This is a genomic window from Martelella sp. NC20, assembly GCF_013459645.1.
GTDB lineage: Bacteria > Pseudomonadota > Alphaproteobacteria > Rhizobiales > Rhizobiaceae > Martelella.
The window spans coordinates 2,417,159-2,442,767 of sequence record NZ_CP054861.1; the positions used below are offsets into that span (position 1 = coordinate 2,417,159).

The 25,609-nt window shown below is 62.2% G+C and carries 20 protein-coding genes; 16 read left to right on the forward strand and 4 right to left on the reverse strand.

Going from position 1 to position 25,609, the window contains the following annotated elements:
* Nucleotides 1-104: 104 nt before the first annotated feature.
* Nucleotides 105-968: a LysR substrate-binding domain-containing protein gene (locus tag HQ843_RS11585; RefSeq protein WP_180898174.1), complete on the reverse strand. Its 864-nt coding sequence runs from the start codon at nucleotides 966-968 to the stop codon at nucleotides 105-107.
* A gap of 110 nt (nucleotides 969-1,078) precedes the next feature.
* On the opposite strand from HQ843_RS11585, the gene HQ843_RS11590 reads away from it, so the two are divergent.
* From HQ843_RS11590 to metC, 6 genes are all read left to right on the forward strand, one after another.
* A complete protein-coding gene (locus tag HQ843_RS11590; RefSeq protein WP_180898173.1) occupies nucleotides 1,079-2,029 on the forward strand; it encodes a tripartite tricarboxylate transporter substrate binding protein in 951 nt (316 codons plus the stop codon).
* A gap of 133 nt (nucleotides 2,030-2,162) precedes the next feature.
* Nucleotides 2,163-2,648: a tripartite tricarboxylate transporter TctB family protein gene (locus HQ843_RS11595; protein WP_180898172.1), complete on the forward strand. Its 486-nt coding sequence runs from the start codon at nucleotides 2,163-2,165 to the stop codon at nucleotides 2,646-2,648.
* 2 nt (nucleotides 2,649-2,650) lie between these two features.
* Nucleotides 2,651-4,201 (forward strand): tripartite tricarboxylate transporter permease, encoded by a 1,551-nt coding sequence (locus HQ843_RS11600; protein WP_180898171.1) that lies wholly within the window; start codon nucleotides 2,651-2,653, stop codon nucleotides 4,199-4,201.
* Between the two features lie 42 nt (nucleotides 4,202-4,243).
* On the forward strand, nucleotides 4,244-4,849 hold the full coding sequence (locus tag HQ843_RS11605; protein ID WP_180898170.1) for a cysteine dioxygenase family protein: 606 nt from the start codon (nucleotides 4,244-4,246) through the stop codon (nucleotides 4,847-4,849).
* A 13-nt stretch (nucleotides 4,850-4,862) separates the two neighbouring features.
* Nucleotides 4,863-6,452 (forward strand): rhodanese-like domain-containing protein, encoded by a 1,590-nt coding sequence (locus HQ843_RS11610; RefSeq protein WP_180898169.1) that lies wholly within the window; start codon nucleotides 4,863-4,865, stop codon nucleotides 6,450-6,452.
* A gap of 1 nt (nucleotide 6,453) precedes the next feature.
* Nucleotides 6,454-7,617, forward strand: a complete 1,164-nt coding sequence (metC, locus tag HQ843_RS11615; protein WP_180898168.1) for a cystathionine beta-lyase — start codon at nucleotides 6,454-6,456, stop codon at nucleotides 7,615-7,617.
* 94 nt (nucleotides 7,618-7,711) lie between these two features.
* Here the strand turns inward: metC and HQ843_RS11620 are convergent, their stop codons facing one another.
* Nucleotides 7,712-8,614: a GntR family transcriptional regulator gene (locus HQ843_RS11620; RefSeq protein WP_180898167.1), complete on the reverse strand. Its 903-nt coding sequence runs from the start codon at nucleotides 8,612-8,614 to the stop codon at nucleotides 7,712-7,714.
* Nucleotides 8,615-8,745: 131 nt separating this feature from the next.
* On the opposite strand from HQ843_RS11620, the gene HQ843_RS11625 reads away from it, so the two are divergent.
* The 6 genes from HQ843_RS11625 (at nucleotide 8,746) to HQ843_RS11650 (ending at nucleotide 15,383) form a co-directional block, all read left to right on the forward strand.
* Complete coding sequence (locus tag HQ843_RS11625; RefSeq protein WP_180898166.1) at nucleotides 8,746-9,771, forward strand: ABC transporter permease; 1,026 nt, start codon at nucleotides 8,746-8,748, stop codon at nucleotides 9,769-9,771.
* A 35-nt stretch (nucleotides 9,772-9,806) separates the two neighbouring features.
* A complete protein-coding gene (locus HQ843_RS11630) occupies nucleotides 9,807-10,751 on the forward strand; it encodes an ABC transporter substrate-binding protein (RefSeq protein WP_180898165.1) in 945 nt (314 codons plus the stop codon).
* A gap of 66 nt (nucleotides 10,752-10,817) precedes the next feature.
* Nucleotides 10,818-11,588: an ATP-binding cassette domain-containing protein gene (locus HQ843_RS11635; protein WP_180898164.1), complete on the forward strand. Its 771-nt coding sequence runs from the start codon at nucleotides 10,818-10,820 to the stop codon at nucleotides 11,586-11,588.
* Nucleotides 11,585-12,625, forward strand: a complete 1,041-nt coding sequence (locus HQ843_RS11640; RefSeq protein ID WP_180898163.1) for a zinc-binding alcohol dehydrogenase family protein — start codon at nucleotides 11,585-11,587, stop codon at nucleotides 12,623-12,625. Before HQ843_RS11635 ends, HQ843_RS11640 begins: the two co-directional genes overlap by 4 nt.
* The gene (locus HQ843_RS11645; RefSeq protein ID WP_180898162.1) at nucleotides 12,622-14,124 is read left to right on the forward strand and encodes a UxaA family hydrolase; all 1,503 of its coding nucleotides are present in this window, start codon (nucleotides 12,622-12,624) and stop codon (nucleotides 14,122-14,124) included. The genes HQ843_RS11640 and HQ843_RS11645 overlap by 4 nt, the downstream gene beginning before the upstream one ends.
* 143 nt (nucleotides 14,125-14,267) lie before the next feature.
* Nucleotides 14,268-15,383 carry a mannitol dehydrogenase family protein gene (locus tag HQ843_RS11650; RefSeq protein WP_180898161.1) on the forward strand — a complete coding sequence of 372 codons (1,116 nt, stop codon included), beginning with the start codon at nucleotides 14,268-14,270 and terminating at the stop codon, nucleotides 15,381-15,383.
* 90 nt (nucleotides 15,384-15,473) lie between these two features.
* On the opposite strand, the gene HQ843_RS11655 is transcribed toward HQ843_RS11650, so the two are convergent.
* Nucleotides 15,474-15,959 carry a deoxycytidylate deaminase gene (locus HQ843_RS11655; protein ID WP_246710353.1) on the reverse strand — a complete coding sequence of 162 codons (486 nt, stop codon included), beginning with the start codon at nucleotides 15,957-15,959 and terminating at the stop codon, nucleotides 15,474-15,476.
* A gap of 2 nt (nucleotides 15,960-15,961) precedes the next feature.
* Complete coding sequence (locus HQ843_RS11660) at nucleotides 15,962-16,663, reverse strand: cyclic nucleotide-binding domain-containing protein (RefSeq protein ID WP_180898160.1); 702 nt, start codon at nucleotides 16,661-16,663, stop codon at nucleotides 15,962-15,964.
* Nucleotides 16,664-16,904: 241 nt separating this feature from the next.
* Here HQ843_RS11660 and HQ843_RS11665 point away from each other — a divergent pair, with 241 nt between their 5' ends.
* Genes HQ843_RS11665 through narJ form a run of 4 tightly spaced genes read left to right on the forward strand, consistent with a single transcriptional unit; the run spans nucleotide 16,905 to nucleotide 25,599 of the window.
* Nucleotides 16,905-19,586, forward strand: a complete 2,682-nt coding sequence (locus HQ843_RS11665) for a nitrate/nitrite transporter (protein ID WP_180898159.1) — start codon at nucleotides 16,905-16,907, stop codon at nucleotides 19,584-19,586.
* 24 nt (nucleotides 19,587-19,610) lie between these two features.
* Nucleotides 19,611-23,354 (forward strand): nitrate reductase subunit alpha, encoded by a 3,744-nt coding sequence (locus HQ843_RS11670; RefSeq protein ID WP_180898158.1) that lies wholly within the window; start codon nucleotides 19,611-19,613, stop codon nucleotides 23,352-23,354.
* Complete coding sequence (gene narH, locus HQ843_RS11675; protein WP_180898157.1) at nucleotides 23,351-24,889, forward strand: nitrate reductase subunit beta; 1,539 nt, start codon at nucleotides 23,351-23,353, stop codon at nucleotides 24,887-24,889. Before HQ843_RS11670 ends, narH begins: the two co-directional genes overlap by 4 nt.
* On the forward strand, nucleotides 24,889-25,599 hold the full coding sequence (gene narJ / locus HQ843_RS11680; RefSeq protein ID WP_180898156.1) for a nitrate reductase molybdenum cofactor assembly chaperone: 711 nt from the start codon (nucleotides 24,889-24,891) through the stop codon (nucleotides 25,597-25,599). The genes narH and narJ overlap by 1 nt, the downstream gene beginning before the upstream one ends.
* Nucleotides 25,600-25,609: the final 10 nt, after the last annotated feature.

Below are 25,609 nucleotides of genomic sequence, written 5' to 3' on the forward strand. Positions count from 1 at the left end.
GAGCGAGGGACCCGTACCCAAATGACCAGGCCGCCACGCCGGATCGATACGAGGAAGGCAGGTCTTGCCGCGAGACGATTTGCAGGCGATGAGATTGGTGTACTTCAGTCCTTGCTGGCGAGGATCATGTCGAGCAGGAAGCGGACGTGCGGCTGATCGGCCTGCTTGCCGAGATGGGCATAGTAGTTCACCAGCGGCAGGGATGGCAGGCCGTCATCCGGGCCCAGTATCCGCGTCGCCGAGAAGAACGCGCTTTCCGTGCGGGCGGTGATCCCGAGCCCGGCGGCAACCGAAAGCCTGACGCCGGCAAGCGAAGGCGAGGTGACGCGCTCGATATAGGAGTAGCCGTTGATATCGAGCGCGTCGAAGGCGATCTGTCGGAACATGCTGGGTTCGTCGGCAAGGACGAGCGGAACCGGCATTTGCCGGTCCAGCCTGAAATGGGGCGCAGCCAGCCAGCAGGCCGGGATGCTGGCGATCCGGGTTCCGCCGAAGAGTTCGGAGCGGCGCGTACTCAAGGTTATGTCGAGCAGGCCGTCCTGCAGCATCGTCATCAGGTCCGGACTGCGCCCGACATGGATGACGGCGCGCACCGAAGGCCAGGCCCGGGCGTATTCGGCAAGAATATCGGGCAGAAGCCGCTCCGCGATCTCCTGCGGCGCGCCGAGCTGAACCACGTCCTGCTGGACGGACTGGGTCAGCGCGGCCATGGCGAAGCGCGACATCGACAGGATCTCGCGGGCATAATTGACCAGTGTCAGCCCGGCGGGGGTAAACTCCCGCTTGCGGCCGACCTGGCGGAAAAGCTGCACGCCCGTCAGGCTTTCCAGCTTCTGCATCTGCTGGGTGACCGCCGATTGCGTGCGTCCGACTTTCTGAGCGGCGCCTTCGAAGCTTCCGGTTTCGTAGATGGCGCGCAGCGTGCGCAACTGGCTTATGTGAAAATCGACATCCATGGCCAAACACATTAGAGTTTCTGATATTTAGCCATATCTTTCTAAATTTACCTAATATTTTTTTTGCCCTAACCTCCCGCCTAACCATAACAAGAGTTTCTCAACCAGAAGGAGAACAATCCATGTTCAAATCGCTCATTCTCGGAGCGCTCGTCGCCGGCGGCATCGCAGGCGCTGCATTCGCTGAGGACTATCCGACGAAGGATATCGAGCTTGTCGTGCCGTTCGCGCCGGGCGGAAGCGTTGACGTGACCTCGCGCCTGATCGCCGAGACGGCCAACAAAATTCTCGATGGCAAAGAGGTCGAGGTGGCCAATCGCGCCGGCGGCGGCGGCATCGTCGGCCAGAGCTTTGTCTCAAAGGCCAGGCCGGATGGCTATACGGTACTTGCCATGACCAGTTCGGTCGTGACCAATCCGCAGCTCAAGGGCGCGCCCTACAAGATCACCGATTTCACGCCGGTTGCCGCCTACAATATCGATCCCGAAGTGATCGCCGTCCCGGCCAGTTCCCCGTTTGCGAACATTGACGACTTCATTGCCGCAACGAAGGAAAGCCCGCTCAACATGGTCGTCGCCGGTATCGGCACGTCTCACCATATGGCAGGTCTCGCGCTGACCGAGGCTGCCGGGCTCGAGTTCAACTATATTCCCGCCAACGGTTTCGGCGAGCAGTTGCAGGCCATCGTCGGCGGCCATGCCGATGGCGCCTTCTGGCCGATGGGCGAGGCGATGGCCCATGCCGAAACCGGAACCGTGCGGATCCTGGCGATCGCATCCGACGTGCAGGATCCGAAATTTCCCGACGTCCCGACCTTCGAGGAAGCCGGCCTCAACGTGCCGATCTGGGCGACCTTCCGCGGCTGGGCCGTTCCCGCCGGCACGCCCGAAGACGTCGTTGTCTACCTCTCCGACCTGCTCGAGAAGGTCTATGACGACCCCGACTACCGCAAGAAAATGACGGAAGCCGGTTTTGAGCCGATCTACCGCAACGCGGCCGATTTCGAGGCGATCATCACCTCCTATTCCGAGCAGGTTGTGCCGATCATCGAGAATAACGGTCTGTCCGACTGACGTCGTCGGCCGACCTCTGGCGACGCTGCGCATTGCCGCGTCGCCAGACCGCGATTGCGCCTTCGGGTGTCTCGGACGGCGAAATGCGCCTCTCATGCGCACAGCGTCCGGCGCTCATTTTCTCGAGGTTATGATGTCTTCATCCGGCAAAACGCCGCCCTCAGGCGGCTCTGCGTTTAGCGATACCGAGCTTTGGACCGGCGCTGTTCTCACCGCCTTCGGCGCCGGCGCTGCTTGGCTTGCGACAGGCTTCGACGCCACATCGCGTCCGTTTCCCCTGACCGTTGCCCTGCTCCTGAGCGTTTGCGGGCTCGCGATCTTCCTGCGCGCCCTGTTTTCGCGGAAACATCAGGCGCTTCCGTTCCATGATTTCGGTATCGTCGCTCTCGGCGCCCTGCTGATCGTGGGGTGGGCGCTTGCGCTCAAGGCGGGCGCGGGCTTCCTGATCGCGACGACTGTGTTTCTTTTCGGAATATTCTGGCTTGCCGGGCTTCGACAAACCGGTCGGGTCATAATCCTGTCTGTTCTGATTGCCCTGACGAACTACGCCATCTTCGCGCTGCTGCTGAACGTCCGCCTGCCGGCATCCTTCCTTTCCTTCATTGCGCCGGGTTTTTGAGCATGGATCAGATCCTTCTCGGTTTCTCGACGCTGATACAGCCATCCGTGCTGATGATGCTTTCGATCGGCGTATTTGTTGGCCTCGTCGTTGGCTCTATCCCCGGCGTGAATGACAATATCGCGTTCGCGGTCTTCATTCCCTTCTCGTTCAGCCTGCCGGTCGACCAGGCGCTCGCGCTGATGGTCGGAATCTATTGCGCGGCGGCGGCCGGGGGCGCGATTCCCGCCATCATGATCAGGGTGCCGGGCACCGCCTCGGCGCTGCTGACAACCATCAACGGCAATGCCATGGCGCGTCAGGGCAAGGCCGGGCAGGCCCTGAGCATCGCGATGACATCATCGGTGATCGGTGGGATTCTCAGCGCCATAGTGCTTTTGATTTTCGCACCGGCGCTTGCCAGGGTCGCGCTGCGCTTCGGCTATGTCGAGAATGCCGCCCTGACAGTGCTCGGCCTTTCGAGCGTCGTCGGGCTGGTTTCGGGCAATGTCGTGAAGGGTCTCGTGTCGGCGGCCATCGGCCTTCTGATCTCGACCATCGGCTATAGCCAGATCACCGGTACGCCGCGCTACATGTTCGGCAATTTCAATCTCGTCGAGGGGATTCCGTTCGTGCCGCTGCTGGTCGGCCTGTTCGGGGTTGCCGCTGTCTTCGAACTGCTGCGCGATCATGCCCATGAACGCCGCGAGGAAATCGAAAACGAGCCGCTGCCGGCGATCGGCTCGATGCGCCTCAGCCGCAAGCTCATCGGCCGCCTGATCCCGACATGGTTGACCGCATCGGCGATCGGCAATTTCATCGGCGTTCTTCCCGGCGCCGGCATGCTGATGGCGATCTATATCGCCTATGGACAGGCGGCCCGCCGTTTCCGCGAGCACTACGAAGGCCGCCCCGGCGAACCGAAATGGGATGAAGGCGCGCCGGAAGGCATCGCCGCGCCGGAGGCGGCCAACAATGCGGTCACCGCCAGTTCCATGGTGCCGCTTCTGTCCCTCGGCATTCCGGGCAATTCCACCTCGGCGCTTTTCATCGGCGCGATGGCGCTGCACGGACTGGCGCCCGGACCGCTGCTGTTTGCCCAGCACGCCGACATCGCCTGGATGGTGATGGTGGCATTTCTTGCCTGCAATCTGGTGATGGGACCGGCGGCCTTTGTCGTGATCCACACCGTGACGCGGACGATCTTCGCCATTCCGCGCGATGTCATGGTCGGCATCATCATTCTTCTGTGCCTGCTGGGCGCCTATTCCGACGGCAATAATCTCTTCAATGTCTGGGTCGCCGTCGGCGCCGGCGTTGCCGCCTATCTGATGAAGGTTGCGGATATCCCGCTCGGCCCGGCCATTCTCGGGCTCGTGCTCGGCAGACAGATGGAAGCCGCGTTCTCCAACTCGCTGTCGATCTCGCACGGCAACTGGCTCGTCTTCATCGATCCGGTCACGCATCCGATAAGCCTGGCGATGATCGCGGTTGCGGCCCTGATGTGGCTTGCGCCGGTCGTCCACGGCATCCGCTATCTGCATCGCCGGCGCAAACTCATCCATGCGGCCTGAGCCAGCCGTTCAAACAGAAACTGATCCAAGGGAGTATTTTCGATGACAACTTCAAGCCCTGACAATCTCGCGGGCGAACGCCAGCAGGCGGTGCGCAACCTCATTGAAGCCACCCGCGCGCGCCTTGAGAGCGGCGCGCTCGATCGCGACATGCTCGATGCTGTCCGCAACGACCTCCAGGCGCTGGCCGCCAATACGCAATTGTGGACCGGAGAGACCTACGCGCCGCCTGCGGGCGACGAACGTCAGGCTCGTTATCTGATCGGCTCGGAAGGTCCGAGCGGCATCACGCTTTACCTCAACGTCATGCATTCGGGGAAGAAGATACCGCCGCATGACCACACCACCTGGGCCTGCGTTGCCGCCGTCGAGGGCAGCGAGCACAACACGCTCTACGACCGCAAGGATGACGGCAGCATCCCCGGCCATGCCGAGCTGGAAGTGCGTGAGATCGTCGAGATCGCGCCCGGCAATCCGGTCGCCCTGATGCCCGATGATGTTCACAGCGTGGAAATTCGCGGCGAGCAGGTCATCCGCCATCTGCATTTCTACGGCCGCCCGCTGGAAACGCTCAGCGAACGCAAGGTCTTCGATCTTGAGAACAACACCTGCAAGATCATGGATGTCGGCGTGAAAACGCGCACCTGAATAGGAATAAAGAATGCCTTTTGAAATGATCTCCGCGACCGCGCTGAAGGCGCTGCTCGGGGAAGCGGACGAGTATGCCTTTCTGGATGTGCGCGAACATGGCCAGTATGGCGAGGGACACCCGTTCTTCTGCGTGAGCCTTCCCTATAGCGTCATCGAGCAGCGCGCGCCGCTGCTGGTGCCACGCCGTGATACGCTCTGCATCCTGATGGACAATGGCGACGGCGTTGCCGAACTGGCCCATGGCCGCATGGCCGCCATGGGGTATACCGCGCTTGTCGTGCTTGAAGGCGGCGCGCCGGCATGGGCTTCAGCCGGCTACACCCTGTTCAAGGGGGTCAATGTTCTCTCCAAGAGTTTCGGCGAGCTTGTGGAAGAGACCTGCCATACGCCGTCTATCTCCGCTGAGGACCTGCTGGAGATGCAGCGAAAAGGCGGGCCGCTGGTGATGTTGGACGGACGGCCGCCGCATGAATTCAACAAGATGTCCCTGCCTGGCGCCCGGTCGTGCCCCAACGCGGAACTGGCTTACCGGCTACCCGAACTCGTCCGCGATGAAACGACGCCGGTTGTGGTCAATTGCGCGGGCCGGACGCGCTCCATCATCGGTGCCCAGTCGCTGCGCAATGTCGGCGTTCGCAACCCGGTCTACGCTCTGCGCAACGGCACGCAGGGATGGCGGCTGGCGGGGTTCGACCTGCAGCACGGGGAGAGCCCACAGCCGCAGCCCGGGCTCAGCGACCGTTCGGAGGCCTTGGCGGGAGCGCGCGCCGCCGATCTTGTGGCCCGTTTCGGACTGAAGATGATCTCCGCGTCGGAGCTTCAGAAAATGCGCGCGGACGCCGAGCGCACGACGTATGTTTTCGACGTCCGAACCGAAACGGAATATCGCGAGGCCCATGTCGCGGGCGCGATCCATGCGCCCGGCGGGCAACTGGTGCAGGCCACCGACGAATATCTGGCAACCCGCAATGCGCGGATCGTGCTCTGCGATGATCTAGGATTGCGCGCGGCCGGAACGGCGGTGTGGCTTGCCGGCATGGGACATTCGGTCTTTATCCTTGACGTCGATTCCAGAAAGGGGACCGAAGCCGGAATGCCCTCGCTGCCGTCCGCGCCCTCATTCCGCGCGATTTCGCAGGCGGAATTGTTGCGGGCCCAGGCCTCGGGAGCGCGGCTCTACGATGCCTCGCGCGGAATGGAATACCGCAAGGCGCATGTCGAAGGCGCACGCTGGGTCACCCGCGCGCGGCTTTATGAAGACGATGTCGACAGCGAACCGATTGTTGTTCTCGGCCGTTCGGAGCAACTGGTGGGCGGCGTGATCGAGCGCCTCGCAGCGCTGGGCGCGGGCGACGTCTGCGGCTTTATCGGCGGTCCCGATCTCTGGGCGGAAGCCGGACTTGCGGTGGTTTCCACGCCTTACGAACCGGCGGAAGAGGCGTGTATCGACTTTCTTTTCTTCGTCCACGACCGGCATAATGACAATCTGGAGGCGGCGCGCCAATACCTTACCTGGGAGCTCAATCTGCTGAAGCAGCTTGACGCGCAGGAGCGCGGTGCGCTTAACCCTCTTATGGCTATGGAAGCGGAGCGCATGTGACATGAAACGGGAAACAAAGCTTTGCCACTATGGCCAGCCCGGTCTGCCGGGGCCTGCCAACCCGCCGGTGGTGCGGGCGTCAACGATCCTGCATCAGACACTTGAAAGCTACAAGGCGCGCAAGACCGCGCGCGAGAGCGACGACAGCGTTCTTTCCTATGGCCGGCGGGGCACGACCACCGCCCATGCCCTGATGGAAGCGATCGCCGACCTTGAGGGCGGCGAGGGCGCGTGGCTCTATCCGACCGGCGTTGCGGCCATTTCGGCGGTCCTGATGGCGCTCTTGAGGCCGGGCGATCACTTCCTGCTGGTGGATACCATTTTCGCCGCCACCAGAACCTTCTGCGACGATGTGCTCGCCGAATTCGGCGTGCGCTACGATCTGTTTCCTTCGGACGCCACCGATCTGACGCCCTATATCCGCCCGGAGACCAGGCTGGTCTTCGTCGAATCGCCCGGTTCCCAGACCTTCGAAGTCATGGATCTTCCCGCCTTGTGCAAGAGCGCCCACGACCATGGTCTCACGGTCGTCGCCGACAACACCTATGCTTCCGGCTGGCTCTACCAGCCTCTGGCGCTCGGCTGTGACGTCTCGGTGATCGCCGGCACCAAATATCTCGGTGGCCATGCCGATGTGATGATGGGCGCCGCCAGCGCAACCGGCGAGGCCGCGCAGAAAATCCGCGCCGGCGCCATCGTGACCGGCCAGACGCTTGCCCCCGACGAGGCCTATGCCACGCTGCGGGGCATGCGCACCCTGTCGCTGCGTCTCGAGCGCCACGAAACCAATGCGCTTCAACTGGCCAGGTGGCTGGAAGGGCGGACCGAAGTCGCGCGGGTGCTGCATCCGGCCCTTCCGGCCCATCCCGGGCACGCCTTGTGGGCGCGTGACGCCAGCGGCTCGAACGGCCTGTTCAGCGTCGCCTTCGTTCCAGGCTTTGACGCGGGCGCGCTCGCCGACCGGCTTCGCCTGTTCTATGTCGGCAGCAGCTGGGGCGGGTTCGAAAGCCTGGTAATGCCGATCGCGCCCGCGCGCGACAGGGCAAGCCTGCGGGGGCTTCCCGAGGACAGCCAAATTCTCCGGTTCCACGCGGGCCTCGAGCATATCGACGACCTCATCGAGGATCTCCAAACAGCGTTCGACGCCTTGTCGGAAAGTCAGTGAGAACATGAAGCGCGGCGAAAGGTCCTCGGACCCGGAACATACCCAACAGACAGGGACATTCCCGGCGGAAACGCTGTCGCGGTGTCGAAGCGGTTCAGAGCAAGGCGTGGCTGCGCATCGATGACAGCAGCGTCTGTTTCGAGGTCTTCAGATGGTCGCGGGCCGCCGCCAGCGCGGCCTGTTCCTCGCGCGCGTTCAGCGCTTCGATGATTTTCAAGTGTTCGTCGATCGCGGCGCGGTTACGGTCCCGTTCGTCCTTTTTGTCCCACTGATAATGGTAGTGGAAGACGAGCGTGATCACCTTCTGGAATTCGGCAACAAAGCGGTTTTTCACCACGCTGCCAATGGCGGTGTGGAACCGTTCATCGAGCAGCGAGAAATCGTGATAGCGTTCGTCGATATCTTCGGCGAGCTTGATGTGGGCGCTTTTGAGGTCTTCGAGTTGTTTCCATATGCCATGGGTCGCCGGCAGGGCAACGAGATGTGAGACGGCGTTGAGTTCGAGCATGGTGCGGAAATCGGAAAGTTCGATCGCGAAATCGCGGGTGAAGCCGACCAATTCCCATCCGCCCCTGGGCCTTCTGCGAACCAGCCCGAAACGGCTCAACGAGGCGAGAAATTCCTGCAACCCATAGGCCTGCACGCCGAATTTGCGTGACAGGTCCGTCACGTTCAGCGCGGTGCCGGGCGGCACATCGAAGCGCAGGATCCAGTCGAGAAACTGGCGCTCGAGTTCGTCCTCCGATGGCTGGGTGGACTGAACGGCGAGCCTGTCCGTTTCATCGGGAAGCCTGAGCAGGATTTTCGAGCGGCCTTCCCATCTGATAAGGCCCTCCGCGTGGAGCCGTTCGAGAGCGGAGCGCACGACGGTGCGGCTGACTTCGAGCTGTTGCGCCAGCGCCAGTTCGGCGGGAAGCTGATTGCCCGCCTGCCTGCCCGCGCAATAATCCAGAAGGTGGTTATAGGCCTCCCGAAAGCGCTCGTCAGTTCTTGCCATATCCTGCTTCTCCGAAGTTTCCTCCTCTAACACGCGGACTGTTTTGTCGACAATGATAAAAAACAATTGACAATGATGACTCCGTCGATAGTTTGGTACTTAATTATATTACACCGAACTTGGAGGAGCCCATGTCGGCGGCGGTGGAGGAGACACATCCCGGCAGCAGGATCGGCAGGATCAGCGCGGGGACATTTCACCAATTGTCCGCGCTGATGACGCTGGCATTGCTCATCGTGATTTTCGCCTTCGGCAATGCGGCTTTTCTTTCGGTCAATAACGGGCTGACGGTGCTGTTGCAGACTTCGGTGATCGGGCTGATCGGCATCGGCATGACGATGGTGATCATCACCGGCGGCATCGATCTGTCGGTTGGTTCCGTCCTGGCGCTTTCGGGCACGGCGGCGGGTCTTATGGTCAAGGCCGGGCTTCCGGTGCCGGTGGCCATGTCGGCGGCGGTGCTGGTGGGGGCGTTCTGCGGGTTTATCAACGGTCTCGTCATCACCAAGATGCGCATCACGCCGTTCGTCGCCACGCTCGGTATGATGATGATCGCCCGCGGCACGGCCCTGCAACTGACCGGTGCCGCGCCGATTTCCCAGCTTGGCGAGGCTTTCGGCGTTCTGGGCAATGGCGCGCTGTTCCGCGACGTGGAAAAACTGCCCAACGGGCTCTCCAGGGTCGTCTTTCCGGGCATTCCCTATCCGGCCATTCTGCTTTTGATCGTCGCCCTCTGCGCGGCCTATCTGCTGCGCCGGCGCGCGCTCGGCCGCCATATCTATGCGACCGGCTCCAACGAGGAAGCAGCACGGCTTTCCGGCGTCAATGTCGATGCCACCAAGATCGCCGCCTATGCCCTGTCCGGCGCGCTTGCCGGCATTGCCGGAAACGTCCTGATGTCGCGCCTTGTGACCGCCCAGCCCAATGAGGGGGTGATGTACGAACTCGACGCCATCGCCTCGGCCGTGATCGGCGGGGCTTCGCTGATGGGCGGCGTCGGCGGCATTTCCGGCACCATGATCGGAGCCTTCATCATCGGCGTGCTGCGCAACGGGCTGAACATGTCCGGCGTATCGGCCTTTATCCAGCAGATTATCATCGGTTTTGTCGTCATTCTGGCCGTCTTCATAGACCAGTTGCGCAGTAACCGACGGTAAGAACTCAAATCATGTCTTTAAAGGGAGGAGAAACCATGAAGACGATTTTGAAAGCAGTGCTTGCAGCCAGTGCCATCGCCGCCGTGCCGTTTGCGGGGGCGAGTGCCGCGGAAATCGCGGTCATCGTCAAGACGACCAATTCCAACTTCTGGCAAAACGTCAACAAGGGCGCAACGGCCGCCGTTGACGGCCAGTCGGACATCACCATGACCTTCGACGGTCCGGCTTCCGAATCCGATATCGCGGCGGAAGTGAACATGGTCGACAACGCCGTCAACAAGGGCGTTGCCGGTATCGTGCTCGCCCCGTCCGATCCGGATGCGCTGGTGCCCGCCGTCAAGCGGGCCAATGAATCCGGCATTCCGGTGGCGATCATCGACTCGGGCCTTTCGGATGCCGGCGAGGGCACCTACCAGACCTTCCTGTCCACCGACAACTGCGCCGCAGGCGAGCTGGCCGCTGACAGGATGATCGAACTGACGGGCGGCGAAGGCAAGGTTGCCGTGATGTCCTATGTGGCGGGCGTGGGCTCGGAAATCGGCCGCGTCGGCTGCTTCGTCGACAAGATCAAGGCCCAGTCCAAGGTCGAGATCGTCGGTCCCTATTATTCGCAGTCGCAGATGGCGACCGCGTTGAACCAGACCACCGATATTCTGGCCGCCAATCCGGACCTGAAGGGCATTTTCGGAGCCAATGAGCCGACGGCGGTCGGTATGGGCCGCGCCATCAAGCAGGCCGGCAAGGCCGGGCAGATCGCCGCCATCGGCTTTGACGGCAACAAGGACCTCCAGGACTTCGTCAAGGACGGCACCCTCAATGCCATTCTGGTGCAGGGGTCGTATCAGATGGGCGAGAAGGGCGTTCAGGCGGTCATGGATCTGATTGCCGGCAAGTCCGTCGAGCCTCAGATCGACACCGGCGTCGTGCTTGTCACCAAGGACAATATCGACTCCGACGAAGCCATGAACGTGCTTTACTGATGTAAGAAACGTCGCGCGGGGCTCAGGCGTCCCGCGCGATCCATGCATGATAACGCAGGACAGACCATGACTCCGCTTGTTGAGATGATTGACATCGAGAAACATTTCGGCGGCGTGAACGCCGTCAACGGCGTGTCGCTCAATCTTTATCCCGGCGAGGTGGTCGGCGTTCTCGGCCATAACGGGGCGGGCAAATCCTGCCTGATGCGCATTCTTTCCGGCGCCATGGTTCCAAGCAGCGGGACGATCCGCGTCGGCGGAACGGAGGTCAGGCTGGAGACGCCGCATGATGCGCGTCGCCACGGCATCGAGACCATCTACCAGACCCTGGCGCTCGCCGATCATCTCGATGCGCCCGCCAATCTGTTCCTGGGGCGCGAACTGAAGACCCGCTGGGGCAATCTGGACGACAGGCGAATGATGGCGGAAGCCAGAAAGGTTCTGGCCCGGCTCAACCCGAATTTCCGCAATCTGGGCGACCCGGTTTCGCGCCTTTCTGGCGGGCAGCGGCAGGTGATCGCCATCGGCCGCGCGCTCTATTTCAACGCCAGAATTTTGATCATGGATGAGCCCACCGCCGCCCTCGGCCCCTCCGAATCCGCCATGGTCGCCGATCTCATCCGGCAATTGCGCGACGAGGGCATCGGCATCTTCCTCGTCAGCCACGACATGCATGACGTGTTCGATCTGTGTGACCGCGTCATCGTGATGAACCGGGGGGAGCAGGTCGGCGCGCACGGCATCGAAGAGGTCACCAAGGACGATATTCTGAGCCTGATCATCAAGGGCGAACTTCCCATGGACTGGACGCCTCGGAACCAAGGACAATTGCAATGAATCGCCCGGAACGAATGAATTCCGACGTCGCCACCATGACCTGCGGCGTCTGCGTCGAACCCGGCCTTTTCGAACTGCGGCAGGCGCCTTTGCCTGTGGAGGCGCCCGAGGGCTGGGCTCTGGTGGATATCTGCGCCATCGGCATCTGCGGCACGGATTATCATATTTTCGAGGGCAAGCATCCCTATCTGAATTATCCGCGCGTCATCGGCCACGAACTGAGCGGCAGGCTTGTTGGCGATGCCGCAGGGCTCGCAGCCGGCGATCTCGTCGTCGTCAATCCTTACGTTTCCTGCGGCTCCTGTCATGCCTGCAGCCGCGGCAAGCCCAATTGCTGCGAGAAGATCGAGGTGCTAGGCGTTCATCGCGACGGCGGCATGAGCGCGCGCGTCGCGGTGCCGGAAGGCAACCTCTATCCCGCCGCGGGGCTGACGGAGATACAGGCGGCGATGGTGGAGTTTCTGTCGATCGGCGCGCATGCCGTGGCGCGTTCGGGCATTGCGAAGGGAGACCGGGTGCTCGTCACCGGGGCGGGGCCAATCGGCATCGGCACGGCGCTGTTTGCCCGGCTGGAAGGCGCCGACGTGCATCTCCTCGATCTGAGCAGGGAACGCTTGGCCATGGCGGCGGAGAAATTCGGCTTCGAACACCTGCATAATGACAGCGATCCGGCCGGCATGCTGACCGGCGAACTGGCCTCAGGCTTCGACATCGTTTTCGATGCCACCGGTTCGGCCCGCGCCATCGAGGCAGGTTTCCCGTTGCTCGCCCACGGCTCGACCTATGTGCTCGTGTCCGTGGTCAAGGACGACATCACCTTCAACGATGCCGAGTTCCACAAGCGCGAGACCCGCATTATCGGTAGTCGCAATGCGCTGAAAGCCGACTTCATGCGGGTGATGGACGCGATCCGCAGCGCAAAGATAGACACCGATGCGCTGCTGTCGGTCGAATTGCCGCTGGCCGACCTGCCGGAGCGGTTCGCCGCGTTGGCGGGCGACCGCAGCGGGCTGATCAAGGCGATGGTGCGGCCATGAGCGGTGAACGGTCCAACATTCTCCGGCTCCATGCCGAAGACAATGTCTGCATTGCGCTTGCCGATCTGAAAGCGGGGGAGGCGGGTGCTGGCGAGGCCATTCCGCGCGGCCACAAAATGGCGCTTACGGCCATCCCGCAAGGCGCGTTCGTGCGCAAATACGGTCAGATCATCGGCGTTGCGACGGTCGATATCGCCGCGGGCACCCATGTGCACACGCAAAATCTCGGTGTCGGCACGGAGCGCGGCGGCGATGTCGACGCGGGCGCAATCCAACCGGTTACGCCGGCGTCGGTGCGCGACACCTTCATGGGCTACAAGCGCCCGGACGGACGGGTCGGAACGCGCAACTTCGTCGGCATTCTGACCACGGTGAACTGTTCGGGCTCGGTCGCCCATTTCATTGCCGAGGAAGCAGAGCGCTCTGGCCTGTTCGCCGACCTCAAAAATGTCGACGGCGTGGTGCCGATCGCCCACGGTTCGGGCTGCGGCATGGCCGGGCAGGGCGAGGGCTACGAGACGCTGATGCGCACGTTGGCCGGTTACGCGCAGCACCCTAATTTCGGGGCGATCCTGCTGGTTGGGCTCGGCTGTGAGGTCATGCAGCTCCCCGTGCTGGCCGCGAAAAAGGAGCTGCGGGACCCGAGCCGCTTCCAGTTTCTGACGATCCAGAATGCGGGCGGGACGCGCAAGACCGTCGAGGCGGCGCTGCCGGTGCTTCGCCCGTTGGCCGAGACGGCAAACGGTACCATGCGCGAATCGGTGTCCGCCGAACATCTGGTCATCGGCATGCAGTGCGGCGGTTCTGACGGCCTTTCCGGCATTACCGCCAACCCGGCGCTTGGCATCGCCTCGGACATGGTGGTGGCGCAGGGCGGCACCTCGATCCTGTCGGAAACCTCGGAAATCTATGGCGCGGAACATCTCCTGACCCGACGGGCGCGGCCCGAGATCGCCGCCGCGTTGATGGAGCGTATTGCCTGGTGGGAGGATTACTGCGCCCGCAATGGCGGCGAGATGGACAATAATCCCTCGCCCGGCAACAAGCGGGGCGGGCTCACCACCATCCTGGAAAAATCCCTCGGGGCGGTCGCCAAGGGCGGGTCGGCGCCGCTGGAGGCGGTCTACAAATATGCCGAGCCGATCGACCGGCACGGCTTCGTGTTCATGGACAGCCCCGGCTATGATCCCTGTTCTGTGACCGGGCAGGTGGCCTCGGGCGCCAACCTGATCGTCTTTACCACCGGGCGCGGCTCGGTTTCGGGCTATCGCCCTGTGCCCTGCATCAAGATCGCCACCAACAACGATCTGTGGGCGCGCATGGGCGAGGACATGGATATCAATTGCGGCGATGTGATCGACGGCGTGCCGCTTGCCGACAAGGGCGCGGAAATCTACCGGATGATGCTCGCCGTCGCCTCCGGCCAGCCGACAAAAAGCGAGGCGCAGGGCTTTGGCCGGGTGGAATTCGTTCCCTGGCAGATCGGCGCGGTGATGTAGCGTGGCGGTTCGCGATATTAACGAGGCGAGTGTCGAACGCAGGCTTCTGTTCCGGCATCCACAATCGTTCCTGTTCCGCTGACCGCCTCGCCGGGACAGTTTGTATCTTGTGATTAAGAACAGCAAATGATCTGGAGAAGTGCATGTCGATCACTCCCGTCCTGCAATTCGGCACCAGCCGCTTTCTGCAGGCCCATGCCGATCTGTTCATATCAGAGGCGATGGCCGAGGGGCGGGCGCTGGGGCCGGTAACGGTGGTGCAATCAAGCGGCGATCCGGCGCGGCGCAAACGGCTTGAGGCGCTGGCCGCGCCCGGCGGCTATCCGGTGCTTGTCAAAGGCATCGAGAATGGCGCGCCGGTTGAGCGGGAGGTGCGGGTCACAGCCATCGCCCGTGCGCTGACCACCGAAACGGACTGGCCGGAGATCGTCCGCATCGCCGTCGAGGACGCGCAGATCATTCTCTCCAACACGGGCGACGCCGGCTGGAAGCCGCAAGCCGACGACAACCTGCCGCATTTTTCGCAGGCCATGTCCTATCCGGCGAAATTGACGCTGCTTTTGTTCGCGCGCTTTCAGGCCGGCGGACAAAAGCTGACGGTCATGCCCGCGGAACTGATCGCCCGCAATGGCGAGACGTTGCGCGCGCGGGTTCTCGAACTGGCCGCCCCGCTGTCTGCCGATTTCGCGGCCTGGGTCGTCGAGAATGTGGTTTTCGCCAATTCGCTGGTCGATCGCATTGTCTCCGAGCCGCTGGAGCCAGCGGGCGCGGTGGCCGAGCCCTATGCGCTCTGGGCCGTCGAGGACGCGCCGAACCTGACCTTGCCCTGCAGCCATCGGGCCATCCAATTGGTGTCCGATCTCGAGCGGATCGAGAAGCTGAAGCTCCACATTCTCAATCTCGGCCACACCTATCTGGTTTCCCGATGGCTGGCGCGCGGCGACGATCAAGGGCTACTGGTGCGCGAGGCTATGGCAGATGCGGCCATCCGCGCCGATCTGGCCGATCTTTATGAACGAGAGGTGCTGCCGACCTTCCGTGCCGCCGGCTATGGCGATGAGGCGCGCACCTACATTGACATCACGCTTGAGCGCTTCGCCAATCCGTTTCTGGTGCACCGGCTTTCCGATATCGCGCAGAATCACGGCGAGAAGATCCGCCGCCGCATCGGCGCTTTCATCGAATGGGGCAGGGCGCTTGGCGTTACCGGCGATCAGCACCGGTTGAAGCGGATTGTCGAAGAGGAGGCCCAAGCATGAAAACCAGCCGGATCGGCCAGTTCCTCAAGACATCCGGTGAGCTGCAGTGCCGTCACCCGTTCTTGATCGCGATCCCGGCTTCATTCAGCATCACCTCCGAGACATCGAAACTGTGATCCAGCTTGCCATCGTTTTCCGGCTTCGGCGGCAATCGGCACAGACGATGCCGCTCTGGATGATGGCGCGGGCGCAATCGGCGCAGGGGAAGCGGTTAACGTAGATGGTGCAACCGGCAAGCGCTGCGCCGGAGCGGGCGGCATTGTAGATGGCGTTGCGTTCAGCGTGCTCGATCCAGAAGAATTTCTCGCCGCTGGCACGGTCGAAGCGGGTGGCGTCCTCGTTGCCAACGCCGCGCGGCAGGCCGTTATAGCCGGTGGCGCGCACCTCGTGCCCTGGCCCGACGATCACCGCGCCGATCTTGAAATCGCGATCCTCCGACCGGGAGGCGGTTTCGTCGCAGAGCGCATGAAAGCGGGCGACCAGATAGGTGTGGCCGATATTGAGAATGTGGAGCTTCAGCTTCTCGATCCGATCGAGATCGGACGCCAGTTGGATGGCAGGGTGCGCGCAGGGCAAGGTCAGGTATTGGGGTCGTCGATCAATGGCGTCGGCCTGGCGAGGGTTTCCAGCGACTTGATGTCGGAAAGCCGGATTTTCGTTCCGTCGACCTCGACGCCATAGGGCTTCAGCGTGTTGAAGGCCCGCGACAGGTTTTCCGGCGTCATGCCGAGCAGCGAGGCGAGCGTGCGCTTGTCGTAGGGCAGTTCGAACGTGCCGGTGTCCGCGCCGAATTCACGATTGAGCCGAAGAAGCATGTTGGCGAGCCGCTCCACGGAGCTGCGCAGTTTCAGACCCTTGTGCTCCTTGATCACATAGCGATAGCTGTCGGCCATTTCCCGAACCATTGCACGGGCGAACGCATCGTCGAGTTCGAAGATCGACCGGACATTCTCCGACGGGATTAGCAGGATCTTCGAGCGCGACCGCGTGCGCGCCGACATCAGGTAGACGGCGTCCTTCAGGACGGCGGCGAGAATGAAGGCGCTGACCGGATGCACCATCGCCATGGTCGCCTCGCGTCGGTTGGCGTGGGCATAGAGTTCAACACAGCCTTCGATGACGATATAGAGGAAATCGGCCGGATCGCCCTGGTGCACCAGATCGAGCTGCGGCGGAAAGGTCTGGAGATAGGCCGCCTGCATCAGCGCCTCGAAATTCTCCTCGCCCATGCTGCTGAACAGGCCCAGCGCCCGCACCTGGGGCAGATCGGAAGATCGCATCATCTCGCCTTGATATTTTTCGTATCATCAATTGATAAATTTAGCATCGTAGACGTTCACCTGCAACAGCTCGATTTGATGTTGATTTCAGCGCAGGCAAGCAATTTTCCCGGTCGTTCTTGTTTCTGTCGCGCCACCTGTCCCCCTTGACTTAGGTCAACTTCGAGAACCTCCCAACCCTTCTAGCTGTCAGGCATTATCTTTCAATGAGCGGGCTTCCGCTCGAATTTGGGGGCATTTCATGTCTGCGGTTGACGGTGTTTCGCGAGGTGACCAGCGCCGGGCGCTCGGTCTCAGCACGGTGGCCTTTACGGTCTGCTTCGCGGTCTGGACGATCTTCGCCATCATCGGGGTCGAGATCAAAGGCGAACTCGGTCTTTCCGAAACCCAGTTCGGCATTCTGGTGGCGACGCCGGTGCTCACCGGCTCGCTCACCAGGTTGATGCTGGGGATCTGGACCGAGCAATATGGCGGACGGCTGGTGTTTCCGCTGCAGATGCTGCTGGCGGCCGGCGCGACCTGGCTCTTGACCTCGGCCGACACCTATCCGCTTTTTCTGCTGGCAGCGCTCGGTGTCGGGCTTGCGGGCGGCTCCTTCGCTGTCGGCGTCACCTATGTCTCGCACTGGTACCCGCCGGAAAAGCAGGGGACGGCACTCGGCATTTTCGGTGCGGGCAATGTCGGCGCGGCGGTGACGAAATTCGGCGCGCCGTTCGTCATGGTCGCTTTCGGCTGGCAGGCGGTCGCCAATGTCTGGGCCTTGGCGCTTGCCGCCATCGCCATCGCCTTCTTCGTGTTCTCGAAAAATGACCCGGTGTTCGAAGAGCGTCGCCGCTCCGGTGCGAAGGCCAGTTCGGTCGCGGCCCAGCTTGCGCCGCTGAAGAACCTGCAGGTCTGGCGCTTCTCGCTCTACTATTTCTTCGTCTTCGGCGCCTTCGTCGCGCTGGCGCTGTGGCTGCCGCATTACCTGGTTGACGTCTACGGCGTCGATATCCGCACGGCGGGCATGGCGGCCGCGACCTTCTCTCTGTCGGCCAGCCTGTTCCGCGCCTATGGCGGCCATCTGGCGGACCGGTTCGGCGCGCGCTCGGTGATGTACTGGACCTTCGGCTTTTCGCTGCTGCTGCTGTTCATGCTGTCCTACCCGCCGACGAGCTACACCATCCACGCCAGGGGCGGCGACATCATCTTCTCGACCGCGATGAGCTTCGGCGCATTCGTGCTGATGATCTTCTGTCTCGGCTTCTTCATGAGCCTCGGCAAGGCCGCCGTCTACAAGCATATCCCGGTCTATTATCCCGAGAATGTCGGCTCCGTCGGCGGCCTTGTTGGCATGATCGGCGGGCTGGGCGGCTTCGTCCTGCCGATCGTGTTCGGCACGCTGCTCGACCTCACAGGTGTCTATACCACCTGTTTCGCCTTCCTGTTCCTGCTGGTCGCCGTCGCCCTTTCATGGATGCACCTGTCGATCCGGCGGATGGAGCACCGCAACCGGGCGGGCGTCGATACGCTGCCGGAACTGCCGGAATTCGAGGGCATGACGCCGAAGACCCAGGTGTCTGCCGCGACGCTCACGGAATGGAACCCGGAAGACAAGAGCTTCTGGGAGAACACCGGTCGGCGGATCGCGAAACGCAATCTCTGGATTTCCATTCCGGCGCTGCTTCTGGCCTTTTCGGTGTGGATGGTCTGGTCGGTCGTCGTCGCGCGGCTCCCAGCCATCGGTTTCGACTTTACCGATGCCCAGCTCTTCTGGCTGGCGGCGCTGCCAGGGCTTTCGGGCGCCACGCTCAGGATCTTCTATTCCTTCATGGTGCCGATCTTCGGCGGACGGCTGTGGACCACGCTTTCCACCGCCTCGCTGCTGCTGCCGGCCATGGGCATCGGCTATGCCGTGCAGAACCCGGAAACGCCCTACCTGATCTTCCTCGTCCTGGCACTTCTGTGCGGGCTTGGCGGCGGCAATTTCGCCTCGTCGATGGCCAATATCAGCTTCTTTTTCCCGAAGGCCGAAAAGGGCAATGCGCTGGCCATGAATGCCGGGCTCGGCAATCTCGGCGTCTCGGTCATGCAGTTCCTGGTGCCGGTCGTCATCACCATGGGCGTTTTCGGCGCGCTTGGCGGCGAACCGCAGGTATTGTCGGATGGCGGAAAGCTGTGGCTGCAGAATGCCGGTTTCGTCTGGGTGCCGTTCATCATCGCGGCCACCATCGCCGCGTATTTCGGCATGAACGACATTGCCTCGGCCAAGGCCTCGTTCGCCGACCAGGCGGTGATCTTCTCGCGCTTCCACAACTGGATCATGTGCGTTCTCTATACCGGCACATTCGGTTCGTTCATCGGCTATTCCGCCGGTTTCCCGCTGCTGATGAAAACCCAGTTTCCGGACGTCAACGCGCTCGCCTATGCCTTTCTCGGCCCGCTGGTCGGTGCGCTCAGCCGGGCGGGAACCGGTTGGGTCTCCGATCGGTTCGGCGGTGGGCGGGTCACGTTCTGGACCTTCGTCGGCATGTTCGTCGCTGTCGTTGGCGTGCTGCAATTCCTGCCGCATGGCGGGGAGGGCGGTAATTTCTGGGCGTTCTTCGCCTGCTTCATGGTGCTGTTCTTCCTCACCGGCGTCGGCAATGCGTCGACCTTCCAGATGATCCCCGCGATCATGCGCCGCGAGGTGCCGCGCCTGATGCCGGAACTCGATGCTGCGACACTTCAGAAGCAGACCGACCGCGAGAGCGCGGCGATCATCGCCTTCACCTCGGCCATTGCCGCCTATGGCGCATTCTTCATCCCCAAATCCTACGGCACCTCGATCTCGATGACCGGCGGGCCGGACATCGCGCTGTGGGGCTTCAGCATCTTCTACGTGCTCTGCGCTCTTCTGACCTTCTTCTACTACACGCGGCGCAATGCGCCTGTGCCCTGCTGATCGCCCGAAACAAAGGAACGGATCATGTCTCTTCTCCTCGACCGCCTCAATTTTCTGGCGCGCAAGAATGTCGGTACATTTTCGGATGGCCACGGTGTGACGACGAATGAAAACCGCGACTGGGAGGAAGCCTATCGCAAGCGCTGGCAGCACGACAAGATCGTGCGCTCCACCCATGGCGTGAACTGCACCGGCTCCTGCTCATGGAAGATCTATGTCAAGGGCGGGATCGTCACCTGGGAAACCCAGCAGACCGACTATCCGCGCACCCGGCCAGACATGCCCAATCATGAACCGCGCGGTTGCGCGCGCGGGGCCAGCTACAGCTGGTACATGTATTCGGCCAACCGGGTGAAATACCCGCTGATCCGCGCGCGGCTATTGAAACTCTGGCGCAAGGAGCGCGAGGACAAAAGCCCGGTGGCGGCCTGGGGAGCCATTCAGGAGGATCCGGCAAAGCGGGCCGACTATATCAAGGTGCGCGGCCTTGGCGGTTTCGTGCGCGCCACATGGGACGAGGTCAACGAGCTCATCGCGGCGGCCAACGCCTATACCGCGAAGAGGTGGGGGCCCGACCGCGTCATCGGATTTTCGCCGATCCCGGCGATGTCGATGGTCTCTTACGCGGCCGGGTCCCGCTACCTGTCGCTGCTCGGCGGCACCTGCATGTCGTTTTACGACTGGTATTGCGATCTGCCGCCGGCCTCGCCGATGACCTGGGGCGAACAGACCGACGTGCCGGAATCGGCCGACTGGTACAATGCCGGCTTCCTGATGCTCTGGGGATCGAACGTGCCCCAGACCCGCACGCCCGATGCGCATTTCTACACGGAAGTGCGCTACAAGGGCACGAAGTCGGTCGTCGTGTCGCCGGATTATTCGGAAGCCGCCAAATTCTCCGACCTCTGGCTGCATCCGAAACAAGGCACGGACGCAGCACTCGCCATGGCGCTCGGCCATGTGATCCTGCGCGAATACCATCTCGACCGGAAGGTCGGCTATTTCGACGACTACTGTCGCCGCTATACCGACATGCCGATGCTGGTGCGGTTGGTGAAACAGGATGGCCGCTACGTGCCCGAGCGCTTCGTCCGCGCCTCGGAGTTTGAAGGCGGTCTCGGTGAAACCAACAATGGCGACTGGAAGACGGTCGGTTTCGACGCCAAGACCGGCGAGGTCGTCGCCCCGCGCGGTTCGGCGGGCTATCGCTGGGGCGAAAAGGGCAAGTGGAACCTCGAACAGAAGGATGGTTCAGGCAGCGACGTCGAACTTGTCATGAGCCTTGCGGAAAAGCACGACGGCGTCGAAGACGTTGCCTTTCCCTATTTCGGCAGCCGCCAGCACGATTATTTCGAAGGCACCGACCACGACAGCGTCCTGATGCGCAAGGTGCCGGTCCGCCGGATCGCGCTTGCCGACGGCGAGGCGGTGGTCACGACGGTCTTTGACCTGTTTATCGCCAATTACGGCCTCGATCGCGGCTTCGGCGGCGAAAATACCGCAACCTCCTTCGACGACGGAACGCCCTATACGCCGGCCTGGGCGGAAAAGATCACCGGCGTTCCGCGCGAACAGATCATTGCCGTGGCGCGGGCCTTTGCCGGAAACGCGGAAAAGACCAATGGCCGCTCGATGGTCATTCTGGGGGCCGGTCTGAACCACTGGTACCACATGGATATGAACTATCGCGGGATCATCAACATGCTGGTGATGTGCGGTTGTATCGGCCAGTCCGGCGGTGGCTGGAGCCATTATGTCGGCCAGGAAAAGCTGAGGCCGCAGACCGGCTGGTTGCCGCTCGCCTTCGGGCTCGACTGGTCGCGTCCGCCGCGCCAGATGAACTCGACCTCGTTCTTCTACGCCCATACCGACCAGTGGCGCTACGAAACGGTGAAGGTTGACGAACTTCTGTCGCCGACCGCGCCGGAAGGCCCGTGGGATGCGACGCTGATCGACTACAATATCCGCGCCGAGCGGATGGGCTGGCTGCCGTCCGCACCGCAACTGCGCACCAATCCGCTCGAAGTGGCGCGCGCGGCCGAGGCCTCCGGCAAGACGCCCGGAGACTATATCGCGGATGCGCTGAAGTCCGGCACGCTTTCCATGTCCTGCGATGACCCGGATGCGGAGGAAAACTGGCCGCGCAACATGTTCGTGTGGCGCTCCAACCTGCTCGGCTCCTCGGGCAAGGGGCATGAGTATTTCCTCAAGCACCTGCTGGGTACCTCGCATGGCCTGATGGGCAAGGATCTCGGTGAGGAGGGCCGTCTGGAGGTCAAGGAGGTCGTCTGGCATGACGAGGCGCCGGAAGGAAAGCTTGATCTGCTGGTCACGCTTGATTTCCGCATGTCCACGACCTGCGTCTATTCCGACATCGTGCTGCCGACGGCGACATGGTACGAGAAGAACGACCTCAATACCTCGGACATGCACCCCTTCATCCATCCGTTGACCAGCGCCGCCGATCCGGCCTGGCAGTCGCGCTCGGACTGGGAAATCTTCAAGGGTATCGCCAAGAGGTTTTCCGAAGTCGCGCCGGAAGTGCTCGGCGTCGAAAAGGATATCGTGCTGGTGCCGACCCTGCATGATACGCCCGGCGAACTGGCCCAGCCCTTCGACGTCAAGGACTGGAGGAAGGGCGAGACCGATCCGGTGCCCGGCAAGACCATGCCCAACGTCACGGTTGTCGAGCGGGATTACCCCAATCTCTACCGCAAGTTCACCTCCGTCGGGCCGCTGCTGGAAAAGCTCGGCAATGGCGGCAAGGGCATTTCATGGAACACGGAACATGAGGTGGAACTGCTTGGCAAGTTGAACGGCACGGTGACGGAAGAGGGCGTATCGAAAGACCGTCCGAAGATCGACACCGATATCGACGCCTCCGAGGTTATTCTCATGCTTGCGCCCGAAACCAATGGCGAGGTCGCGGTCAAGGCCTGGAAAGCGCTCTCGGTGATCACCGGGCGCGAGCATGCGCATCTTGCCCTGCCCAAAGAGGACGAGAAAATCCGTTTCCGGGATATCGTCGCCCAGCCGCGCAAGATCATCTCCTCGCCGACATGGTCGGGGCTGGAATCGGAGAAGGTCTGCTACAACGCCTGCTACACCAATGTCCACGAACTGATCCCGTGGCGGACGCTTTCCGGGCGTCAGCAGCTTTATCAGGACCATTTGTGGATGCGGGCCTTCGGTGAAGCCCTCTGCGTCTACCGCCCGCCGATCGACACCGGAACCGTGACGCCGGCGATCGAGGCGCGTATCGACGGCCAGCCGCACCTGGTGCTGAATTTCATCACCCCGCACCAGAAATGGGGCATCCACTCCACCTATACCGACAATCTCCTGATGCTGACGCTCAATCGCGGCGGTCCGGTGGTGTGGATCTCCGAGCCGGATGCCGCCCGCGCCGGCATCGTCGATAATGACTGGGTCGAGGTCTACAACGCCAACGGCGCGCTGGTTGCCCGCGCGGTCGTCTCGCAGCGCATGAAGGACGGCACGATCTTCATGTACCACGCGCAGGAGAAGATCGTGAATACGCCCGGCTCGCCGCTCACCGGCCAGCGCGGCGGCATTCACAACTCCGTCACCCGCGTCATTCCCAAGCCGACCCACATGATCGGCGGCTACGCCCATCAGTCCTACGGCTTCAACTATTACGGAACCGTCGGGTCCAACCGCGATGAATTCGTCGTCGTCCGCAAACTCGAAAACGTCGACTGGATGGACGATGCCCCAAGCCTTGCTGGAAAGGAGGCCGCAGAATGAAGGTCCGCGCACAGATCGGCATGGTGCTGAATCTCGATAAATGCATCGGGTGCCACACCTGCTCCGTCACCTGCAAGAACGTCTGGACGAACCGCGAGGGCGTCGAATACGCCTGGTTCAACAATGTCGAGACCAAGCCGGGGATCGGCTTTCCCAAGGAATGGGAAAACCAGAAGAAGTGGAACGGCGGCTGGGTCCGCAAGAAAAACGGCAGGATCGAGCCGAAGATGGGGGCCAAATGGCGTATCCTTGCCAAGATCTTCGCCAATCCGGACCTGCCGGAAATCGACGACTATTACGAGCCGTTCGATTTCGACTACGGCCACCTCCAGACCGCCGGCGAAAGCAGGACCGTGCCGACGGCACGGCCGCGCTCAAAGCTGACGGGCGAGCGCATGGAGAAGATCGAATGGGGGCCGAACTGGGAGGAAATCCTCGGCGGCGAATTCGAGAAGCGCTCCAAGGATGTGAATTTCGAGGGCGTCGAGAAGGAAATCTACGGCCAGTTCGAAAACACCTTCATGATGTATCTGCCGCGCCTTTGCGAGCATTGTCTCAACCCGACCTGCGTGGCCGCCTGTCCGTCCGGCGCGATCTACAAGCGCGAGGATGACGGCATCGTCCTGATCGACCAGGAGAAATGCCGCGGCTGGCGCATGTGCGTGTCCGGCTGTCCCTACAAGAAGATTTACTATAACTGGAACTCGGGAAAGTCGGAAAAGTGCATCTTCTGCTATCCGCGGATCGAGGCCGGCCAGCCGACGGTGTGCTCGGAAACCTGCGTCGGGCGGATCCGCTATCTCGGCGTCATTCTCTATGATGCCGACCGGATTTCCGAAGCCGCCTCGACGGCGAATGAGCAGGATCTCTACGAAGAGCAGCTGAAGGTCTTCCTCGATCCGAATGACCCGGCCGTCATCGAACAGGCCCGCAAGGACGGCATTTCCGAGGATTGGCTGAAAGCGGCCCGAAAATCTCCGGTTTACAAGATGGCGATCGACTGGAAGGTCGCGTTTCCGCTGCATCCGGAATACCGCACCCTGCCGATGGTCTGGTATATCCCGCCGCTTTCGCCGGTTCAGTCAGCCGCAGAAGCAGGAAAACTCAGCCTCGACGGCGCGATGCCGGATGTGAAGTCGCTGCGCATTCCGGTTCGCTACCTCGCCAATCTGCTGACGGCCGGCAAGGAAGAGCCGGTGGTCTCAGCGCTCGAACGCATGCTCGCCATGCGCGCCTATATGCGCTCGAAAACAGTTGACGGCATCATCGACACCGCCATTGCCGAACGCGTTGGCCTGACGGGCGCGATGATCGAGGACATGTATCACATAATGGCGATCGCCAATTACGAGGACCGGTTCGTGATCCCGACCACGCACCGCGAGATTTCCGAGGACGCCTATGATGTGCGCGGTTCCTGCGGTTTCTCGTTCGGCAATGGCTGTTCCGGCGGCAATTCCGAGACGGAACTCTTCGGCGCCGGACGCCGCAAGGTGGTGCAGACGCCAACCGATATCTTCAAGGAGCAGGTCTGATGAACATCGCCCTGAAAATCACCTCGCTGCTGCTTTCCTATCCGGAGAAGGAGCTGCTGGATGAGTTGCCGGAACTGAAGGCAGCGCTGGCGCCCTCCGCTGTTCCCGAAGCCGTCGCCGTCGCTCTGGGCAGGCTGATCGACGATCTGACCGGGCGTAATCTCTACGAGGTCCAGGAGCGCTACGTCTATCTCTTCGACCGCACCCGCTCGCTGTCGCTGCATCTGTTCGAGCATGTCCACGGCGAAAGCCGGGATCGCGGCCAGGCCATGGTTGATCTGATGGCGCTTTACGAAGCGGGCGGCTTCGAGATCGACGCCAAGGAACTGCCGGACTATCTGCCGCTGTTTCTGGAGTTTCTGTCGACCCGCCCGAAGGCGGAGGCCGACGAACTTCTCGGCCAGACCGCGCATATCACCGAGGCCATCGGGGAACGGTTGAAGAAGCGCGACTCCGTCTATGCCGCGGCGTTTACCGCACTGTCGCTGTTGTCATCGACTGAGGCCGATCAGAAGCTCCTGAAGGAGCTGATGGCCGCCCCCGAAGACAATCCCGACGACCTGGCCGCACTTGACCGCATCTGGGAAGAAGAGGTGGTGACATTCGGCGGCAATGCCGGCGAGGGCGCCTGTGGCCCGGACCGGCTCAGAACCCGCATGCGCGCGGCAGAGCGCCAACCCGGCGATGCTGCCGGTTCCGTTTCGAACTAGGAGACAGCCC

Bases quoted from the DNA above. Each gene is read 5' to 3' on its own strand.
- HQ843_RS11585 (WP_180898174.1), bottom strand. From the start codon at position 968: ATGTGTTTGGCCATGGATGTCGATTTTCACATAAGCCAGTTGCGCACG.
- HQ843_RS11590 (WP_180898173.1), top strand. From the start codon at position 1,079: ATGTTCAAATCGCTCATTCTCGGAGCGCTCGTCGCCGGCGGCATCGCA.
- HQ843_RS11595 (WP_180898172.1), top strand. From the start codon at position 2,163: ATGTCTTCATCCGGCAAAACGCCGCCCTCAGGCGGCTCTGCGTTTAGC.
- HQ843_RS11600 (WP_180898171.1), top strand. From the start codon at position 2,651: ATGGATCAGATCCTTCTCGGTTTCTCGACGCTGATACAGCCATCCGTG.
- HQ843_RS11605 (WP_180898170.1), top strand. From the start codon at position 4,244: ATGACAACTTCAAGCCCTGACAATCTCGCGGGCGAACGCCAGCAGGCG.
- HQ843_RS11610 (WP_180898169.1), top strand. From the start codon at position 4,863: ATGCCTTTTGAAATGATCTCCGCGACCGCGCTGAAGGCGCTGCTCGGG.
- metC (WP_180898168.1), top strand. From the start codon at position 6,454: ATGAAACGGGAAACAAAGCTTTGCCACTATGGCCAGCCCGGTCTGCCG.
- HQ843_RS11620 (WP_180898167.1), bottom strand. From the start codon at position 8,614: ATGGCAAGAACTGACGAGCGCTTTCGGGAGGCCTATAACCACCTTCTG.
- HQ843_RS11625 (WP_180898166.1), top strand. From the start codon at position 8,746: ATGTCGGCGGCGGTGGAGGAGACACATCCCGGCAGCAGGATCGGCAGG.
- HQ843_RS11630 (WP_180898165.1), top strand. From the start codon at position 9,807: ATGAAGACGATTTTGAAAGCAGTGCTTGCAGCCAGTGCCATCGCCGCC.
- HQ843_RS11635 (WP_180898164.1), top strand. From the start codon at position 10,818: ATGACTCCGCTTGTTGAGATGATTGACATCGAGAAACATTTCGGCGGC.
- HQ843_RS11640 (WP_180898163.1), top strand. From the start codon at position 11,585: ATGAATCGCCCGGAACGAATGAATTCCGACGTCGCCACCATGACCTGC.
- HQ843_RS11645 (WP_180898162.1), top strand. From the start codon at position 12,622: ATGAGCGGTGAACGGTCCAACATTCTCCGGCTCCATGCCGAAGACAAT.
- HQ843_RS11650 (WP_180898161.1), top strand. From the start codon at position 14,268: ATGTCGATCACTCCCGTCCTGCAATTCGGCACCAGCCGCTTTCTGCAG.
- HQ843_RS11660 (WP_180898160.1), bottom strand. From the start codon at position 16,663: ATGCGATCTTCCGATCTGCCCCAGGTGCGGGCGCTGGGCCTGTTCAGC.
- HQ843_RS11665 (WP_180898159.1), top strand. From the start codon at position 16,905: ATGTCTGCGGTTGACGGTGTTTCGCGAGGTGACCAGCGCCGGGCGCTC.
- HQ843_RS11670 (WP_180898158.1), top strand. From the start codon at position 19,611: ATGTCTCTTCTCCTCGACCGCCTCAATTTTCTGGCGCGCAAGAATGTC.
- narH (WP_180898157.1), top strand. From the start codon at position 23,351: ATGAAGGTCCGCGCACAGATCGGCATGGTGCTGAATCTCGATAAATGC.
- narJ (WP_180898156.1), top strand. From the start codon at position 24,889: ATGAACATCGCCCTGAAAATCACCTCGCTGCTGCTTTCCTATCCGGAG.